15 protein-coding genes are annotated in these 17,675 nt (G+C 67.9%); 14 read left to right on the top strand and 1 reads right to left on the bottom strand.

Features of this window, described 5'->3' with window-relative positions:
* Positions 1–162: 162 nt before the first annotated feature.
* Both speB and AC3WPZ_RS14940 read left to right on the top strand, forming a co-directional pair.
* Entirely contained in the window at positions 163–1,095 is a 933-nt protein-coding gene (speB, locus tag AC3WPZ_RS14945) for an agmatinase (protein ID WP_492440306.1), read from the top strand.
* The gene (locus AC3WPZ_RS14940; protein ID WP_492440304.1) at positions 1,095–2,396 is read left to right on the top strand and encodes an NAD(P)/FAD-dependent oxidoreductase; all 1,302 of its coding nucleotides are present in this window, start codon (positions 1,095–1,097) and stop codon (positions 2,394–2,396) included. The genes speB and AC3WPZ_RS14940 overlap by 1 nt, the downstream gene beginning before the upstream one ends.
* 1 nt (position 2,397) lies before the next feature.
* On the opposite strand, the gene pdxR is transcribed toward AC3WPZ_RS14940, so the two are convergent.
* Positions 2,398–3,894 carry a MocR-like pyridoxine biosynthesis transcription factor PdxR gene (pdxR, locus tag AC3WPZ_RS14935; protein WP_492434539.1) on the bottom strand — a complete coding sequence of 499 codons (1,497 nt, stop codon included), beginning with the start codon at positions 3,892–3,894 and terminating at the stop codon, positions 2,398–2,400.
* Positions 3,895–4,098: 204 nt separating this feature from the next.
* Here pdxR and AC3WPZ_RS14930 point away from each other — a divergent pair, with 204 nt between their 5' ends.
* The 12 genes from AC3WPZ_RS14930 (at position 4,099) to glnT (ending at position 17,670) form a co-directional block, all read left to right on the top strand.
* Complete coding sequence (locus AC3WPZ_RS14930) at positions 4,099–4,908, top strand: gamma-glutamyl-gamma-aminobutyrate hydrolase family protein (protein ID WP_382163580.1); 810 nt, start codon at positions 4,099–4,101, stop codon at positions 4,906–4,908.
* A gap of 61 nt (positions 4,909–4,969) precedes the next feature.
* Positions 4,970–6,337, top strand: a complete 1,368-nt coding sequence (locus AC3WPZ_RS14925) for a glutamine synthetase family protein (protein ID WP_382163578.1) — start codon at positions 4,970–4,972, stop codon at positions 6,335–6,337.
* Positions 6,338–6,357: 20 nt separating this feature from the next.
* The gene (locus AC3WPZ_RS14920) at positions 6,358–7,797 is read left to right on the top strand and encodes an aspartate aminotransferase family protein (RefSeq protein WP_444687805.1); all 1,440 of its coding nucleotides are present in this window, start codon (positions 6,358–6,360) and stop codon (positions 7,795–7,797) included.
* Between the two features lie 187 nt (positions 7,798–7,984).
* Positions 7,985–9,154 (top strand): extracellular solute-binding protein, encoded by a 1,170-nt coding sequence (locus tag AC3WPZ_RS14915; protein WP_492440302.1) that lies wholly within the window; start codon positions 7,985–7,987, stop codon positions 9,152–9,154.
* Between the two features lie 96 nt (positions 9,155–9,250).
* Entirely contained in the window at positions 9,251–10,345 is a 1,095-nt protein-coding gene (locus AC3WPZ_RS14910) for an ABC transporter ATP-binding protein (protein ID WP_382322661.1), read from the top strand.
* A gap of 121 nt (positions 10,346–10,466) precedes the next feature.
* A complete protein-coding gene (locus AC3WPZ_RS14905; protein ID WP_382322662.1) occupies positions 10,467–11,375 on the top strand; it encodes an ABC transporter permease in 909 nt (302 codons plus the stop codon).
* A gap of 11 nt (positions 11,376–11,386) precedes the next feature.
* Positions 11,387–12,223 (top strand): ABC transporter permease, encoded by an 837-nt coding sequence (locus tag AC3WPZ_RS14900; protein ID WP_382163568.1) that lies wholly within the window; start codon positions 11,387–11,389, stop codon positions 12,221–12,223.
* Positions 12,224–12,343: 120 nt separating this feature from the next.
* The gene (locus AC3WPZ_RS14895) at positions 12,344–12,763 is read left to right on the top strand and encodes a type III secretion system chaperone family protein (protein WP_382322663.1); all 420 of its coding nucleotides are present in this window, start codon (positions 12,344–12,346) and stop codon (positions 12,761–12,763) included.
* Positions 12,764–12,771: 8 nt separating this feature from the next.
* On the top strand, positions 12,772–13,383 hold the full coding sequence (locus AC3WPZ_RS14890; protein ID WP_382322664.1) for a hypothetical protein: 612 nt from the start codon (positions 12,772–12,774) through the stop codon (positions 13,381–13,383).
* A 155-nt stretch (positions 13,384–13,538) separates the two neighbouring features.
* Positions 13,539–15,008, top strand: coding sequence for an aldehyde dehydrogenase (locus AC3WPZ_RS14885; RefSeq protein ID WP_444687807.1), 1,470 nt, complete (start codon positions 13,539–13,541; stop codon positions 15,006–15,008).
* 11 nt (positions 15,009–15,019) lie between these two features.
* A complete protein-coding gene (gabT, locus tag AC3WPZ_RS14880) occupies positions 15,020–16,330 on the top strand; it encodes a 4-aminobutyrate--2-oxoglutarate transaminase (RefSeq protein ID WP_492440299.1) in 1,311 nt (436 codons plus the stop codon).
* A 5-nt stretch (positions 16,331–16,335) separates the two neighbouring features.
* Positions 16,336–17,670 carry a type III glutamate--ammonia ligase gene (gene glnT, locus AC3WPZ_RS14875; RefSeq protein WP_492440310.1) on the top strand — a complete coding sequence of 445 codons (1,335 nt, stop codon included), beginning with the start codon at positions 16,336–16,338 and terminating at the stop codon, positions 17,668–17,670.
* Positions 17,671–17,675 lie beyond the last annotated feature (5 nt).

Raw genomic sequence — 17,675 nt, 5'->3', positions numbered from 1 at the left:
ACCAGGGCATGCATGGTGCGGGCATGTTAGGCGCTGGGGGCGCATCGCGGAAGTGACGAAAGTCACCCCGGCCGGTGGACACCGACGCCGCCGGTCAATTGGACTCATGGGCGGTACCGGCGGGGGGTATCTTCTGGCACCCTGTTCACCGAGGACGTTTTCATGGCCATGGGTCAGTTCGCCTACGCCAGCAACACCAACCGCTTCCTCGCCTGCGCCCCGCTGGCCGACCAGCCTTTTGCCGTCGCGGGCGTGCCATTCGACGGCGTGGTGACCAACCGGCCGGGCGCGCGCTTCGGCCCGCAGGCGATCCGCGCGGCCAGCCTGATGCTGTGCGACGGCATCCACCCGGTGTTCGACGTCTCGCCCCTGGCGCACCTGGGCGACGCGCTGGACCTGCGCCTGCCCAACGCCTCGCCGCTGCCCGAGGTGCGCCGCCACATCGAGGAACAGGCGGCGGCGCTGATGGCGAAGCACCATTGCGTGTTCCTGGGCGGTGACCACTCCGTGACGCTCTCGCTGCTGCGCGCCGCGAAGGCCCGGCACGGCGGCGAGCCGCTGGCGCTGGTGCACTTCGACGCGCATTGCGACACCTGGGCCGACCACTTCGGCGAACCGGCCGGCCACGGCACCTGGACCTACGAGGCCCTGCAGGAAGGGCTGGCGAGCCCGGCGCACACGGTGCAGATCGGCATTCGCTCCAGCGGCGAGCGCGCGGCGCGCGAGTACGTGGCCGACCAGGGCGGCCAGATCTTCACGGCGCGCGCGCTGCGCGGGCTGGACGGCGCGGGCCTGCAACCCGCCATCGAGGCGATCCGCGCGCGCATCGGCCAACGCCCCTGTTACCTCACGCTGGACATCGATTGCCTGGACCCGGCCTTCGCGCCCGGCACCGGCACGCCCGAACCCGGCGGCATGACGAGCTCGCAGGTGCTCACCTTCCTGGAAGCCTTGGCCGACCTGAACTGGATCGGCATGGACTGCGTGGAGGTGGCCCCGGCCTACGACCACGCCGAGCTCACCACCAACGCGGCGGCCACCTTCGTCTGGACCTACCTCAGCGGCCAGGTCGCCAAGCGGCAGAGGGGAGCCTGATGTCGCTCATCGGTTCGGACACCCAGCTCAACCAGAAAAGTTACTACGAGGCCAGCGTGCAGCGGCCCGAGGCGCTGCCGCCGCTGGAGGAAACCATCGAGGCCGACGTGGTGGTGGTCGGCGCCGGTTTCTCCGGCCTGAGCGCGGCGCTCGAACTCGCGCAGCGCGGCCTCTCGGTGGTGGTGCTGGAGGCCGATCGCATCGGCAGCGGCGCGAGCGGGCGCAACGGCGGTCAGGCCATCGTGGGTTACGCGAGTGGGCAGGGCCCGTTCGAGCAGCAGCTCGGCGCCGAGGACGCCAGGCGCGCCTGGGACATGTCGCTGGAGGCGCTGGACCTGATCGACGCGCGCATCGCCGAACACGGCATCGAGTGCGACCGCGTCAACGGTTATGTGTACGTGGCCGACTCGGCGCGCAAGGCGCAGGAGCTGCACGAGGAGATGGAGGGCCTCAAGCGGCGCGGCCTCGCGGTGGACTGGGCCGAGGGTGCCGACCTGCCGCGCCTGATCAACAGCCCGCGCTACGTGGCGGCCGCGCGCGAGCAGCGCTCGGGCCACCTGCACCCGCTGAAGTACGCGCTGGGCCTGGCGCGCGCCGCGCAGGCCGCGGGCGCGCGCCTCTTCGAGCACTCGCCCGTGACCGGCCTGCAGCGCGGCGCCACGCTGGTGGCGAGCACCGCGCGCGGCCAGGTGAAGGCGCGTTTCGGCGTGCTCGCGGGCAACTGCATGCTGCCCGAGTACGGCCCGCGCGTGGCGCCCGAGATCGCGCCGCGCATCATGCCGGTGGGCACCTACATCCTGGGCACGGCGCCGCTGGACCCCGAGCTGTGCGCGCGCCTGATCCCGCGCAACGCGGCCGTGTGCGACAACAACTTCGTGCTCGACTACTTCCGCTTCAGCGCCGACCACCGCATGCTGTTCGGCGGGCGCGTGAGCTACACCACCCGCACGCCGGTGAACCTCGAGGCCCTGATGCGCCAGCGCATGGGCGAGGTGTTCCCCGCGCTGCGCGAGGTGCCGATCGAGCACCTGTGGGGTGGCTTCGTGGACATCAGCATGAACCGCGCGCCCGACTTCGGCCGCCTCGGCGACAACCTGTATTACCTGCAGGGCTTCAGCGGCCACGGCGTAGCGCTCACCGGTCTGGCCGGCCGGCTGGTGGCCGAGGCCGTGGCCGGGCAGGCGGCGCGTTTCGACGTGTACGCGCGCCTCAAGCACCGCCGCTTCCCCGGCGGCGCGCTGCTGCGCACCCCCAGCCTGGCGCTGGGCATGTTGTGGCACCGCCTGCGCGATGTGATCTGAGTCAGCCGGCGAGGACCTGCCGCACGGCGTTGGCCAGCAACGGCCCGCAGCGCTCGATCTCGGCCAGCGGCGCGTAACCGTACCCGATCACCAGGCCGCGCAGGTCCTTGCGCTGCAGGCAGTAGGCCGAGAGCGGGCGCACCGTGAGGCCGTGCTGCGCGATGCGCTGCGCCAGCGCCCGGTCGTCCACCTCGGGCGGCAGGCGCAGGCACAGGTGCAGGCCCTGCTCGGCGCCGCTGATGCTGGGGCCGTCGGGCAGGTCGTCGCGCAGCACCGGTTTCAGGGCTTCGAGCAGGCACTGGCGGCGCTCGCCGTAGTTCTGGCGCGCGCGGCGCAGCGCGCTGGCGAAGTGGCCCATCTCGATGAACTCGGCCAGCGCGGCCTGCACCGGCATCTGGCCCGGGCGGTTGAGGTCGTAGTGGGCTTGCTTGAAGGCCGCCACCAGCGGCTTGGGCACCACCAGGTAGCCGATCTTCAGCCCCGGGTAGAGCACCTTGGAGAAGGTGCCCATGTAGAACACGCGGCCATCGGTGTCCAGGCCTTCCAGGCTGGAGATCGGCGGGCCGCTGAAACGGTACTCGCTGTCGTAGTCGTCTTCCAGCACCCAGGCGTCGTGCGCGCGCGCGGTGGCCAGCAGCTGGTGGCGCCGGGGCAGCGACATCACCGCGCCGGTGGGGTACTGGTGCGAGGGCGTGACGTAGATCAGGCGCGGCGGGCGCGCGTTGTCGGCCGTGCTGGGGTTGATGCCCTGCTCGTCCACCGCCACCGGGTGCAGGGCGAGGCCGGTGGCCATGAAGGCCTTGACCGCGCCCCAGTAGGCCGGGTCTTCCACCCACACCGTGTCGCCGTGGTCGGCCAGCAGGCGCGCGCAGAGCTCGAGCGACTGCTGGGTGCCGCTGGTGATGACGACCTGGTCGGCCTCCAGGTGCACGCTGCGGAACACGCGCAGGTAGTCGGCCACGGCGCGGCGCAGCGGCGCGTAGCCGCCCGAGTCGTTGTAGTCCAGCATGTCCGGGTAGGTCATGCGCCAGTGCTTGTTCTGCAGGCGCTGCCAGAGCGTGAGCGGAAAAGCGCTGAAGTCGGCGATGCCGGGCGTGAAGGGCTGCACCTCCAGTTCGGTGGCGCAGAAGGTGCTGGACAGCGCCAGGCCGCGTGTGGACAGGCGGGCGGCTTGCACCGTGGCGGCCGCCCGGCCCGGCCCCGGGCGCGCCGAGCGCCCTGGCGTGGTGCGCGGCACGTTGTCGTTGACGAAGGTGCCACTGCCCACGCGGCTGGCGAGGTAGCCCTCCACGCTGAGCTGGTTGATCGCGGCCACCACCGTGTTGCGCGAGAGGCGCAGGTCCTGTGCCAGATCGCGGCTGGACGGCAGGCGTTCGCCCGCGCCCAGCTTGCCGTCCAGCATGGCGCGGCGCAGCGCCTCGTAGAGCTGCCGGTGCAAGGGCAGGGCGTCCTGCGAGCCCAGGCGGCTCATTTCAGCCAGAAGAAATTCAGACAGCATGCAAAGCCTTATCCGGAGCGAAATCCCCCATCCAGGCGTACCGTGGAACCGGCTTGGCCGGGCCACAGGTGCGGTCCCCCCTCCGGGGGGAAGCCGCGTCAGCGGCGCAGGGGGGGGAGCCATTGGCACCATAACATGGGGCCAAATGGCCCTCTTTCCAATCCAATTGGCCCCCCACAATGAATGCCATTGTCTGGAGTCTTCATGAACAAGCCACCTTGCATGGTCTGGCTGCCTGCCGACCACCGCCTGATGGGCGATCACGGGCATCAGATGCCCTTTCTGTTGCTGGGTGACAAATACGCCCGGGCCGTCAAGGTCGGGGCGGACGCCCAGCCGGTGATGTTCCCGCTGGCCGACACCGGCCAGATCAGCGAACTGCTGGCCCTGGTGGACGGCGTGATGCTGACCGGCTCACCCTCCAACGTGCACCCCTCCCATTTCGACGAGGACGTGGCCGACCCCAGCCTGCCGCTGGATGCCGACCGCGACCTGCTCACGCTGGCGCTGGTGAAGGCCTGCGTGCACGAGGGCGTGCCGCTGCTGGGCATCTGCCGCGGTTTCCAGGAGATCAACGTGGCCCTGGGCGGCACGCTGCACCAGCGCGTGCACGAGGTGCCCGGCATGATGGACCACCGCGAACCCAAGACCGCGCCGCCCGACGAGCAGTACGCGCCGCGCCACGCCATCCGCTTCGCGCCGGGCAGCGTGTTCGAGGAGTGGGCCGGCGGCCCCGAGACGCAGGTCAACTCGCTGCACGGCCAGGGCATCAACCGCCTGGCCGCCGGGCTCGACGCCCTGGCGCACGCGCCCGACGGCCTGGTGGAGGCCTTCGGTGTGCGCGGCGCGCGCACCTTCGCCTACGCCGTGCAGTTCCACCCCGAGTGGCGCTGCTGGGAAACCCCTTTCTACGCCGCGATCTTCGAGGCCTTCGGCCGTGCCTGCCGCCAGCGCATGAACCTGCGCCTGCAGCACGCCGACCTCGCGCGCAGCGCCGCCAGCGCCAGCGCCTGACCCCCTTTTCGCTCTGCCGACCGCCTTACCCGAACGACAACACACCCACAGGAGATGGCACATGACAGCCCCCCAAAAGATGAGCTTCAACGATCTGGAGAACTGGCTCAACCAGAACCGCGTGACCGAAGTCGAGTGCCTGGTGCCCGACCTGACCGGCGTGGCGCGCGGCAAGATCCTGCCGCGTGAGAAGTTCACCGAGGACCGGGGCATGCGACTGCCCCAGGGCATCGTGGCCATGGGGGTGACGGGGGAGTTTCCGGCCAGCGGGCCGTACTACGACGTGATCGAGCCGACCGACCGCGACATGCAGCTGCGCCCGGACCCGACCACCGCGCGCATCGTGCCCTGGGCCACCGACCCGACGGCGCAGGTGATCCACGACTGTTTCGACCACGCCGGCAAGCTGGTGCCGTTCGCACCGCGCAGCGTGCTGCGCCACGTGTGCGACCTGTTCGACGCCGAGGGCCTGGACCCGGTGGTCGCGCCCGAGCTGGAGTTCTACCTGACCGCGCGCAACACCGACCCGAACACGCTGCTCAAGGCCCCCATCGGGCGCAGCGGCCGCGCCGAGACCTCGCGCCAGTCGTACAGCATCGACGCGGTCAACGAGTTCGACCCGCTGTTCGAGGAGATCTACGACTACTGCGACAAGATGAAGCTCAACGTGGACACGCTGATCCACGAGGCCGGCGCGGGGCAGATGGAGATCAACTTCTTCCACGCCCACCCGCTGGGCCTGGCCGACGAGGTGTTCTTCTTCAAGCGCACGGTGCGCGAGTCGGCGCTGCGGCACGACATGTACGCCACCTTCATGGCCAAGCCGATCGCGGGCGAGCCCGGCTCGGCCATGCACGTGCACCAGAGCATCCTGAACAAGGCCACCGGCAAGAACATCTTCAGCAACGACGACGGCACGCCCTCCGAGGCCTTCTACCACTACATCGGCGGCCTGCAGCGCTACATCCCGGCGGCCATGGTGCTGGTGGCGCCCTACGTGAACAGCTACCGCCGCCTCTCGCGCCACACCGCCGCGCCGATCAACATCGAGTGGGGCCACGACAACCGCACGGTGGGCATCCGCTCGCCGATCTCCAGCCCCGAGGCGCGGCGCGTGGAGAACCGCGTGATCGGCGCCGACGCCAACCCGTACGTGGCGATGGCCATGACGCTGGCCTGTGGTTACCTGGGCCTGAAGAACAAGATCAAGCCCAAGCCCGAGATGAAGGGCGACGCCTACCTCTCGCCCTACTCGCTGCCGCGCAGCCTGGGCGAGGCGCTGGACTGGCTGCGCCGCGAGACCGACCTGCACGACGTGCTGGGCAAGGAGTTCATCACCATCTACACCGAGATCAAGGAGCTGGAGTTCGACGAGTTCATGAAGGTGATCTCGCCCTGGGAACGCGAACACCTGTTGCTGCACGTCTGAGTTTGAAAGAAGAGCCCCGCATGAACACCTCCACCCTCATCGCCCCACCCGCGCTGGTCCGCCGCGCCGAGCAGCAGGACACCAAGGCCATCCAGGCGCTGGACAGCGCGCACTTCATCCACCCCTTCACCGACCACGGTGACCTGGCCACGCGCGGCTCGCGCGTGATCACGCGCGCCGACAACATCTACATCTGGGATTCCGAGGGCGCGAAGATCCTCGACGCCATGAGCGGCCTGTGGTGCGTCAACGCCGGCTACGGCCGCAAGGAGCTGGCCGACGCCGGTTACCAGCAGACCATGACGCTGCCGTTCTACAACGCCTTCTTCCAGACCACCAACGTGCCGGCGGTGCAGCTGGCGACCAAGCTGGCGCAGCTCGCGCCGCAGGTGGGCGGGCGCAAGTTCGAGCACGTGTTCTTCAGCTCCAGCGGCAGCGAGAGCAACGACACCAACGTGCGCATGGTGCGCCGCTACTGGGACCTGCTGGGCCAGCCGCAGCGCAAGGTCATCATCAGCCGCCACAACGCGTACCACGGCAGCACCATGGCGGGCGCCTCGCTCGGGGGCATGAGCGGCATGCACGCCCAGGGCGACCTGCCCATCCCCGACATCGTGCACATCGAGCAGCCGCATTTCTTCGAGAACGCCAACCCCGGCGAGAACGAGGCCGACTTCGGCCTGCGCGCGGCGCGCTGGCTGGAGGAGAAGATCCTCTCCATCGGTGCCGACAAGGTGGCGGCCTTCATCGCCGAGCCGGTGCAGGGCGCCGGGGGGGTGATCATTCCGCCGGAGACCTACTGGCCGGAGATCCAGCGCATCGTGGACAAGCACGGCATCCTGCTGATCTCCGACGAAGTCATCTGCGCCTTCGGCCGCCTGGGCCACTGGTTCGCCTACGAGAAGTTCGGCATCCGGCCCGACCTGGTGACCTTCGCCAAGGGCGTGACCAGCGGCTACATCCCGCTGGGCGGCGTGATGGTGGGCGACCGCGTGGCCAAGGTGCTGATCGAGAAGGGTGGCGAGTTCAACCACGGCTACACCTACAGCGGCCACCCGGTGGCCTGTGCGGTGGCGCTGGCCAACATCGAGCTGATGGAGCGCGAGAAGCTGGTCGAGCGCGTGAGGGACGACACCGGCCCCTACCTGGCCGAGCGCTTCGAGGCGCTGGAAGACCACCCGCTGGTGGGCGCGGCCCAGACCTGTGGCTTCGTCGCCGGCCTGGTGCTGGTGAAGGACAAGGCCAAGAAGCAGATGTTCGACGAGGCCCTGGGCGTGGGCATGCGCTGCCGCGCGCACTGCTTCAGGAACGGCCTGATCATGCGCGCCGTGGGCGACCGCATGATCATCGCGCCGCCGCTGGTGATGACGCGCGCCCAGGTCGACGAGATGATGGACCTCATCCACCGCTGCCTGGATGCGACCCTGGAAGAGTTGCGCGCCGAGGGCCTGCTGGCCTGACCAGGGCCCGTTCGCGCCTGAAAAAGTCGTGTGAACAGGCCCTAGAATGTTTTCCGGATATTCCACCAGCCCTGTGCCTGGTGGCGCTGTCCGGCGCTGGGTCTGAATATTGCTAGCACGTTCAGCCATGTCGGCCCCGCCCGGTTGAGTTCTTTCGGTCAATTACCTCCCTGGAGTGAGCAACACCATGAAAAAGCAAGTCCTGGTTCTGGCGATGTCGGCGATCCTGCTGGCCGCCTGTGGCAAGAAAGAGGAGCCCGTGGCCGCGCCCGCGGCACCGGCGCCTGTGGCGGCCGCCCCCGCCGCACCGGCCGGCCCGGTGCTGGACGATGAAAAGGTCGTCAACGTCTACAACTGGCCCGACTACATCACCGAGTCCCTGATCGCCGACTTCGAGAAGGAATACGGCGTCAAGGTGAACTACGACACCTTCGAGAACAACGAAGCGCTGCACGCCAAGCTGGTGGCCGGCAACTCGGGCTACGACATCGTGGTGCCCACCGCCGACTTCGGCAAGCGCCAGATCGAGGGCGGCCTGTACCAGCCCATCGACAAGAGCAAGCTCAAGAACTACGGCAACCTCGACCCCGACTTCATGAGCAAGATCGCCGGCGTGGACCCCGAGAACAAGTACCTGGTGCCCTGGGCCTGGGGCTTCACCACCGTGGGCATCAACAAGCAGAAGGTCGAGAAGGCGCTGGGCGGCATGCCCATGCCCGAGAACGCCTGGGACCTGGTCTTCAAGCCCGAGTACTCCAGCAAGCTCAAGTCCTGCGGCATCGCCTACCTGGACTCGCCCAGCGAGATCCTGCCGGTCGCGCTGCACTACGTCGGCAAGCCGGCCTACAGCGAGAAGCCGGAAGACTTCAAGCTCGCGGGTGAGATGCTCAAAAAGGTGCGCAAGGACGTGCGCCTGTTCTCCAGCACCATGATCGACGACATCGCCGGCGGTAAGGCCTGCGCCTTCATTGGCTGGTCCGGCGACATCAACATCGCCGCCGGTCGCGTGAAGGAAACCGGTGGCAAGGACGAGATCGTGCCGCTGCTGCCCACCGGCGGCGGCCGCGTGTTCATCGACACCATGGCGATCCCCAAGGACGCCAAGCACGTGAACAACGCGCACGCCTTCATCGACTTCTACCTGCGCGCGACCAACGCCGCGGCCATGGCCAACGAGATGAACTACCCCACCGGCAACAAGGCCGCGCTGGCCGACATCAAGGACGAGGTGAAGAACAACAACACCATCTTCCTGGGTCCGGAAGACACGGCGCGCCTGATCCCCACCGGTGGCTTCTCCAACGACTCCCTGGGCGTGGTCAACGAAACCTACAACGCCTTCAAACGCGGCAAGTAAGCCCCACCGTTCCCTTACTCAGGTAGAAGGGCCGCTCATCCTCCCCGGTTGAGCGGCTTTTTTTGTTGGTCCAGCGAAGAAGAAACGGACATTCACATGGCAGACACAACGGGTTTTCTGGTGACCGAGAAACTGGTCAAACGCTTCGATGAAGCGGTCGCGGTCGACGAGGTGTCGCTATCGATCGGCAAGGGCGAGATCTTCGCGCTGCTGGGCAGCTCGGGCTGTGGCAAGTCCACCCTGCTGCGCATGCTCGCGGGCTTCGAGAAGCCCACCTCCGGGCGCATCCTGCTCGGCGGCCAGGACGTGGCGGCCATGCCGCCCTACGACCGCCCGGTCAACATGATGTTCCAGTCCTACGCGCTGTTCCCGCACCTGGACATCTGGGAGAACGTGGCCTTCGGCCTCAAGCGCGAAGGCCTGCCCAAGGCCGAGATCCAGCAGCGCACCGACGAGATGCTGGCCCTGGTGCAGCTCACGCCATATGCCAAGCGCAAGCCGCACCAGCTCTCGGGCGGCCAGCAGCAGCGCGTCGCGCTGGCGCGCAGCCTGGCCAAGCGGCCCAAGATGCTGCTGCTCGACGAACCGCTGGGCGCGCTGGACAAGAAGCTGCGCGAGCAGACGCAGTTCGAGCTGGTCAACATCATCGAGAAGGTGGGCGTGACGGTGGTGATGGTCACGCACGACCAGGAAGAGGCCATGACCATGGCCAGCCGCATCGCCATCATGAGCAAGGGCCGCGTGCTGCAGGTGGGCACGCCCGAAGAGATCTACGAGCACCCGAGCAACCGCTTCGTGGCCGACTTCATCGGCAACGTCAACCTGTTCGAGGGCCGGCTCAGCGTGGACGAGACCGACCGCTGCGCGGCCACCACCGGCATCGGGGAAATCCACGTCGGCCATGGCGTGAGCGGCACGCTCAACATGCCGGTGGCGATCGCGGTGCGGCCCGAGAAGATCGAGATCGGCAAGCGACGACCGGACGGCGCCGGCCCCAACCTGTTCACCGGCAAGGTCAAGGAGATCGCCTACTTCGGCTCCTACAACACCTACATCGTGCTGGCCACCGACGGCAGCAAGGTCAAGATCACCGAGGCCAACACCTCGCGCCACGACCTCTCCGACATCACCTGGGAAGACGACGTGTACTTCTGGTGGGACGACCGCGCCGGCGTGGTCTTGCGCGATTGACCCCCTGCGCCGCTTCGCGGCTTCCCCCTGAGAGGGGGATGGCGCGAGAGGCCCGGCGAAGCCGGTTCCTCCGCACCCCTGGACAGCGTGTTTGGTTCGCTTACTTTTGCAGGAACTTCGTATGGCCTCAATACCCCTTCCCGGCAAGCGCTTCGTGATCGGCGTGCCGTACGGCTGGCTGATCCTGTTCTTCTTCCTGCCCTTCCTGATCCTGCTGTACATCAGCTTCGTGGACATGAGCGGCGACATCAGCCCGTTCAAGCCCATCTGGGACCCGGTGAGCGGCATCCTGAGCCTGAAGTACGAGAACTACCTCTCGATCTTCCGCACCGAAGAGGGCGCGCCGCTGTTCCGCACGCTCTACATCGACGCCTACCTGCGCTCGATCTGGTACGCGCTGTGCACCGCCATCCTGTGCCTGATCATCGGCTACCCCTTCGCGTACTTCATCGCGCGCTCGCCCGCCAGCGTGCGCCCGGCGCTGCTGCTGATGGTGATGCTGCCGTTCTGGACCTCGTTCCTGCTGCGCGTCTACGCCTGGAAGGGCATCCTGGCCGACCAGGGCGTGCTCAACCGCCTCCTGATGTCGATCGGTCTGACCAGCGAGCCCATCCCCATGCTGTACACCAACGTCTCGATGCTGATCGGCATGACCTACGTGTACCTGCCGTTCATGATCCTGCCGCTCTACGCCAACCTGGTGAAGATGGACTTCCGCCTGCTGGAGGCCGCCTACGACCTGGGCACCTCACCGTTCAAGGCCTTCTGGCTGATCACGGTGCCGCTGTCCAAGGCCGGCATCGTGGCCGGCTTCATGCTGGTCTTCATCCCCTGCGTGGGTGAGTTCGTGATCCCCTCGCTGCTGGGCGGTCCGGAGAACCTCATGATCGGGCGCGTGGTGTGGGACGAGATGTTCACCGCCAACGACTGGCCGCGCGCGACCGCGCTGGCCGTGGTGATGATCGCGCTGATCGTGATCCCGCTGGCGCTGTACTACCACTACAGCAGCGATCCCGCCGAGAAGCGCTGAGGAGTCGGACCATGAAACAAGTCCTTGAAAAACACTTCGGCAAGTTCTGGCTGGCGCTGGTGTTCGCCTTTCTCTACCTGCCGCTGGTCTTCATGATCGTGTTCTCGTTCAACAGCACGCGGCAGGACGCGCGCTTCACCGGCTTCTCGCTGCGCTGGTACGAGGCGCTCACGCGCGACACCAAGATCGTCGAAGGTTTCTGGCTCTCGCTCAAGGTGGCGGCCATCACCGGCGTGCTCTCGGCGGTGCTGGCCACCTTCGCGGCGTTCGTGCTGGTGCGCTACCGGCGCTTCCTGGGCCGCACCGTCTTCAGCGGCATGGTGAACGCGCCGCTGGTGATGCCCGAGGTGATCATCGGCCTGTCGCTGCTGCTGCTGGCCGTGGGCGCGCAGAACCTGTTCGGCTGGCCGCAGCGCGGCATGCTCACCATCATCCTGGGCCACACCCTGCTGGGCATGGCCTATGGCGTGGTGGTGATCCAGTCGCGCCTGCTGGAGATGGACCGCTCGATCGAGGACGCCGCCATGGACCTGGGCGCCCGGCCGCACCAGGTGTTCTTCCTGATCACGCTGCCCAACATCTTCCAGGCCCTGCTCGCGGCCTTCCTGTTGGCCTTCACGCTGTCGTTCGACGACGTGGTGATTTCCGAGTTCCTCTCCGGCCCGGGCGTGAACACGCTGCCGCAGGTGATCTTCGGTTACGCGCGGCGCGGCATCAACCCGACCATCTACGCGGCGGCCACGCTGCTGATCGTGACGGTGACCATCGTGATCGTGAGCTATGCGATCTGGGTGGCGCGCGCCACGCGGCGGCGCGAGCGGGAGATCGCGGCGGCGCTCAAGAGCTGACGCGGCCCCGCTGCCGATGTCCAAGGCCACCTTCGGGTGGCCTTTTTGTTGGCCGGCCGGCTGAACTTTCATGGGATGCCCCTCACTTGCCTCTGGTCCGTCTTCATCCCAGAGGAAACCATGAACACCGAGGACTACCAGAACCTCATCCGGCGCTTCTGTGAGCAGGAGCGGCTCGACCCCGACGATCTCTTGCGCGATGGCCTGCTCACCGTGGACGGGCGGCGCGTGGCCATCCATTTCGAGCCCGGCATCAGCGCCGATCACATCCTGGTCCGGGCCGAGCTGGGCGAGATCCCGGCCTTCCTCCGGCCTCAGTGCCATCGGTCCATGCTCACAGCCAACCATCGGTGGGGACTGGGCGGGACCACATTCAGCGTGCCGCCGGATTCGGAGGAAGCCGTGCTGACCTCCCGGTTAGCGGTCCATCCCTCCATGGCCGCGCCCGAGCTGCGCCACGCATTCGATGCGCTGGGTGTCTTGTTCAGGCATTGGTCCAACACCGTCGAAGACCTCCACCGCAACCTCTCACAACCCTGAAAAATCCCATGAACAGCAGCTTCCACATCGATCGGTCCGCCGCTCACATTCCCCATGCCATCGATCTCAATGAGGTGGCCTTGGAGGTGCCCCGGAATCTCACGGAGCCCCATAGAGAGGTCTCTCGGGAGGAGGTGGTGTCTCAACTGAGCCACTTGCCGGTCGACAACCCGCCGCGGTCGGGGATTGGCCTGTCGAGCGGTGCGGGGATCGTCCGCCATGAAACCCAGGTCAACCCGCCTGGTGGGTCGAGCGGACTTCCTGTGGTCATCGCCCAAGCGCGCAGCGATCAGCCGCTTGGCATGCCAGTCCTCACGAACAACCAATTGTCGGAGCGCCCGCGGGCGCGCAATGACGATTCCTACGAGGATCTTAAGAACAGCTGCCGCGAGTACTGGCAGTGCGTGGAAACGGACGATCGATGCGTTCAAAGAGCGCGCTGTTTGACGTTTCACGGCACATCCCTGGGACTGACCGTGGCCAGCGGCGGCGTGTACGCCGTGGGGCTCGGCGTGGTTTATTGCTGTGCGCTTTTCTGTCTCAGTGGAGGAAACCAGGGCGGCGGGAAAAATCCGTGCTTGCCCAAGACCTTCTCGAAGAGCTGTCTTCCGAGCTGCTGATCGGTTGAAGATGCCGGGTTCGGCCACCTTAGGGTGGTCTTTTTTCGGGTGACGCACTGGATCGTTGCCAGCTCGAAAAAGTGGATACGCAGTTCGTCGCGTTTCGGGCGTAGCATGGGGCCAATCCTTGGCCCAGCAACCCCGGAACCCGCTTCATGACCGACCTCTCCTTCGACGGCCGCGCCTTCATCAACGGCGAGCGCATCGCCGCGCGCGACGGCCAGGCCTTTGACTGCATTTCGCCGGTGGACGGCCGTTTGCTCACCGCCGTGGCGCGCTGCGGCGAGGCCGACATCGACGCGGCCGTGGCCGCCGCCCGCGCGGCCTTCGAGGACCGCCGCTGGAGCGGCATGGCGCCCGCGCAGCGCAAGCGCGTGATGATCAAGTTCGCCGAGCAGCTGATCGCCCACGCCGACGAACTGGCGCTGACCGAAACCCTAGACATGGGCAAGCCCGTGAAGTACGCGCGCAGCGTGGACGTGAACAGCGCGGCCAATTGCATTCGCTGGTACGGCGAGGCGGTGGACAAGGTGTACGACGAGATCGCGCCCACGCCCAGCACCGCGCTGGCGCTGATCACGCGCGAGCCGGTGGGTGTGGTGGGGGTGATCGTGCCCTGGAACTATCCCATGATCATGGCGGCCTGGAAGATCGCGCCCGCGCTCGCGGCCGGCAACTCGGTGGTGCTCAAACCGAGCGAGAAATCGCCCCTCACCGCGCTGCGCCTGGCCGAACTCGCGCTGGCCGCCGGCATTCCACCCGGCGTGTTCAACGTGGTACCGGGCTATGGCGCCGAGGCCGGCAGCCCACTCGCGCTGCACATGGACGTGGACTGCATCGCTTTCACCGGCAGCACGCGCGTGGGCAAGCAGATCCACGTGATGGCCGGGCAGAGCAACCTCAAGCGCGCCTGGACGGAGCTGGGTGGCAAGTCGCCCAACATCGTGTTCGCCGACTGCCCCGACCTCGATAAGGCGGTGGAGGCCGCGGTGGGCAGCATCTTCTTCAACCAGGGCGAGAGCTGCAACGCGCCGTCTCGGCTCTTCGTCGAGGCCTCGATCAAGGAGGCCTTCCTGGAGAAGGCCCTGAAGCTGGTGCCGCAGTACCAGCCGGGCAACCCGTTGGAGAAAAGCACCGTGATGGGCGCGATCGTGGACCGCACGCAGCTCGACACCGTGCTGCGCTACATCGACAGCGGCCAGCAGGAGGGCGCGAAGCTGCTCGCCGGTGGCGCGGCGGTCGAGCCCGTGAAGGGCGGTCTGTATGTGCAACCCACCATCTTCGACGGCGTGACGAACACCATGACCATCGCGCGCGAGGAAATCTTCGGCCCGGTGCTTTCGGTGCTCTCGTTCACCGACGCGGCCGACGTGGTCAAGCAGGCCAACAGCAACATCTACGGCCTGCAGGCCGCGGTGTGGACGCGCGACATCAACAAGGCGCACGGCGTGGCGCGCGCGCTGCGCGCGGGCACGGTGCACGTGAACTCCTACGACGAGGACGACATCACCGTGCCTTTCGGTGGCTTCAAGCAGAGCGGCGTGGGCCGCGACAAGTCGCTGCACGCCTTCGACAAGTACACCGAGACGAAAACCACCTGGATCCGGATCGACAGCCCCCTCTGAGGAGACCTGACATGAACGCACCGCAGAAAGCCGCCAACCTGAACGCCCCGCACACCAACGCCAGCTGGCACGCGCGCCGCCAGGCCGCCACGCCGCGCGGCGTGGGCGTGTTCGGCGACTTCTTCATCGAGCGCGCGAAGAACGCCGAGTTCTGGGACATCGAGGGGCGCCGCTTCATCGATTTCGCCGGCGGCATCGCCGTGCTCAACACGGGTCACGTGCATCCCAAGGTGCAGGCGGCGATCGCCGCGCAGCTGCAGCGCTTCACGCACAGTTGCTACCAGGTGGTGCCCTACACCGAGTACGTGGCGCTGGCCGAGCGCATCAACGCGCTGGTGCCGATCGACGGGCCGGTGAAGACGGCCTTCTTCTCCACCGGTGCCGAGGCGATCGAAAACGCGATGAAGATCGCGCGCTCGGCCACCGGGCGCACCGGTGTCATCGCTTTCGGCGGTGCGTTCCATGGCCGCACCATGTTCTCGGTCGCGCTCACCGGCAAGGTGCAGCCGTACAAGGCCGGTTTCGGCCCGTTCCCGCCCGAGATCTACCACGTGCCCTTTCCGGCCCAGGGCGCCTCGCTCGACGAGACGAAGCACGCGATGGAGCAGCTCTTCAAGTGCGACATCGAGCCCTCGCGCGTGGCGGCCATCGTGTTCGAGCCGGTGCAGGGCGAGGGCGGTTTCAACGTGATCCAGAAAGAGGCCGTGCAGTGGCTGCGCGCGCTGTGCGACCAGCACGGCATCCTGCTGGTGGCCGACGAAGTGCAGACCGGCTTCGCGCGCACCGGCAAGATGTTCGCCATGGAGCACTTCGGCGTGAGCCCCGACCTCATGACCATGGCCAAGAGCATGGCCGGGGGCACCACCTTGTCGGCGGTGAGCGGCAAGGCCGCCGTCATGGACGGCCCCGCGCCCGGCGGCCTGGGCGGTACCTACGCGGGCAACCTGCTGGCGATCGCGGCCTCGCTCGCGGTGCTCGACGTGATGGAAGAAGAGCAGCTGCCCGCGCGCGCGCAGAAGCTGGGCGACCAGCTCATCGCCCACCTGATCTCGCAGCGCGCGCAATACAAGACGCGCATGGGCGACGTGCGCGGCCTGGGCGCCATGGTGGCCTGCGAGTTCGTCGATCCGGCCACCGGCGCGCCCGATGCCGACACCACCAAGCGTGTGCAGATGGCCGCTTTGAAGCGCGGCCTGCTGTTGCTCACCTGCGGTGTGTACGGCAACGTGATCCGCTTCCTGTTCCCGCTCACCATCGAGGACAACGTGTTCGCCGAAGGCCTGGCCGCGTTCGATGCCGCGCTGGCCGAGGTGCTCGCTTGAGCCTGGTGGCCACGCTGGAGGAACGCGTCGCGGTCCTGCGCGCGCAGGGCATCCATTCGGTGCTGGCCACCTTCACCGACCTGCTGGGTGCGCCCAAGGGCAAGCTCGTGCCGCTGGAGCGCCTGCAGCAGGCGGTGGAGCAGGGCGCCGGTTTCTCCGGTCCCAGCATCGCGGGCACCGGCCTGCCGCGCATGGGCGCGCGCAGCGAGTACATGGGCCGGGTGCGGCCCGAGAGCCTGCGGCCCATGCCCTTCATGCCGGGCGTGGCGCACGCGGTGTGCGACGGTTACGCCGGCGGCGAGCCGCTGGACACCTGCCCGCGCCAGGTGCTGCAGCGCCAGGTGGCGCGCCTGAAAGCCGAACGGGGCTGGACGCTGTGGGTCGGCATCGAGCCCGAGTTCTTTCTGCTGCAGCGCGAGGCGCAAGGCCAGTGGCGCGTGGCCGATGGGGAAGACCGGCTCGCCAAACCGTCCTACGACCTGCAGGCCATGGGCCGCAACTTCGGTTTTCTCGACGAGATGCGCCGCACGCTGGAGGCGCTGGGCTTCCAGCTGGAGCAGATCGACCACGAGGACGCGAGCGGGCAGTACGAGATCAACTACCGGCACGACGACGCGCTCGCCGCCGCCGACCGCTACCAGCTCTTCAAGCTCGCCGCGCAGGCGGTGGCGCGTCAGCACGGTCTGGTGTTCTCCACCATGCCCAAGCCGCTGGCGCACGCGCCGGGCAGCGGCCTGCATTTCCACCTGAGCCTGACGGATGAGCAAGGCCGGCCCGTGATGGCCGATCCGGCCGGCGTGCTGGGCCTGAGCGAGACCGGCCAGCGCTTCGCCGCCGGCCTGCTGCACCACGCCGACGCGCTGGCCGCACTGTGCGCGCCCACGGTCAACAGCTACAAGCGCCTGGCCGCGAGCCGCAGCGCCTCGGGCACCACCTGGTCGCCGGTGTGGAAGGCCCTGGGCGACAACAACCGCACCTGCCTCGTGCGTGGCGTGGCCGGGCGCATGGAATGGCGCCTGCCAGACCCGGCGTGCAACGTCTACGTGGCCATCGCCGCCACGCTGGCCGCGGGCCTCTCGGGCATCGACCAGGCGCTGCCACCGGTGGCGCCCTGCGAGGACGACCTTTACGAGCGCCACGCCATGGGCGATGCCCTGCCCGCGCGCCTGCCGCGCGACCTGCTCGCCGCGCTCGACGCCCTGGCGGCGGACGCGGCCTTGCGCGAGGCCGTCGGCCCTGCCTTCTGCGCGCAGTTCCTGGCGCTCAAGCACGACGAATGGGCGGCCTGGAGCCAGCAGGTGAGCGAGTGGGAGCTGCGGCGCTACGCCGACGCGCCCTAGCCGGC

It is taken from the genome of Hydrogenophaga sp. FW305-3-2-15-A-LB1 (assembly GCF_058787875.1).
This window is presented reverse-complemented; position numbering and strand designations above follow the sequence as displayed.

Excerpts from the sequence above, each read along its gene's own strand:
- AC3WPZ_RS14920 (WP_444687805.1), top strand. The coding sequence starts at position 6,358 with ATGAACACCTCCACCCTCATCGCCCCACCCGCGCTGGTCCGCCGCGCC.
- AC3WPZ_RS14890 (WP_382322664.1), top strand. The coding sequence starts at position 12,772 with ATGAACAGCAGCTTCCACATCGATCGGTCCGCCGCTCACATTCCCCAT.
- AC3WPZ_RS14925 (WP_382163578.1), top strand. The coding sequence starts at position 4,970 with ATGACAGCCCCCCAAAAGATGAGCTTCAACGATCTGGAGAACTGGCTC.
- speB (WP_492440306.1), top strand. The coding sequence starts at position 163 with ATGGCCATGGGTCAGTTCGCCTACGCCAGCAACACCAACCGCTTCCTC.
- gabT (WP_492440299.1), top strand. The coding sequence starts at position 15,020 with ATGAACGCACCGCAGAAAGCCGCCAACCTGAACGCCCCGCACACCAAC.
- AC3WPZ_RS14940 (WP_492440304.1), top strand. The coding sequence starts at position 1,095 with ATGTCGCTCATCGGTTCGGACACCCAGCTCAACCAGAAAAGTTACTAC.
- pdxR (WP_492434539.1), bottom strand. The coding sequence starts at position 3,894 with ATGCTGTCTGAATTTCTTCTGGCTGAAATGAGCCGCCTGGGCTCGCAG.
- AC3WPZ_RS14930 (WP_382163580.1), top strand. The coding sequence starts at position 4,099 with ATGAACAAGCCACCTTGCATGGTCTGGCTGCCTGCCGACCACCGCCTG.
- AC3WPZ_RS14900 (WP_382163568.1), top strand. The coding sequence starts at position 11,387 with ATGAAACAAGTCCTTGAAAAACACTTCGGCAAGTTCTGGCTGGCGCTG.
- AC3WPZ_RS14910 (WP_382322661.1), top strand. The coding sequence starts at position 9,251 with ATGGCAGACACAACGGGTTTTCTGGTGACCGAGAAACTGGTCAAACGC.
- AC3WPZ_RS14895 (WP_382322663.1), top strand. The coding sequence starts at position 12,344 with ATGAACACCGAGGACTACCAGAACCTCATCCGGCGCTTCTGTGAGCAG.
- AC3WPZ_RS14885 (WP_444687807.1), top strand. The coding sequence starts at position 13,539 with ATGACCGACCTCTCCTTCGACGGCCGCGCCTTCATCAACGGCGAGCGC.
- AC3WPZ_RS14915 (WP_492440302.1), top strand. The coding sequence starts at position 7,985 with ATGAAAAAGCAAGTCCTGGTTCTGGCGATGTCGGCGATCCTGCTGGCC.
- AC3WPZ_RS14905 (WP_382322662.1), top strand. The coding sequence starts at position 10,467 with ATGGCCTCAATACCCCTTCCCGGCAAGCGCTTCGTGATCGGCGTGCCG.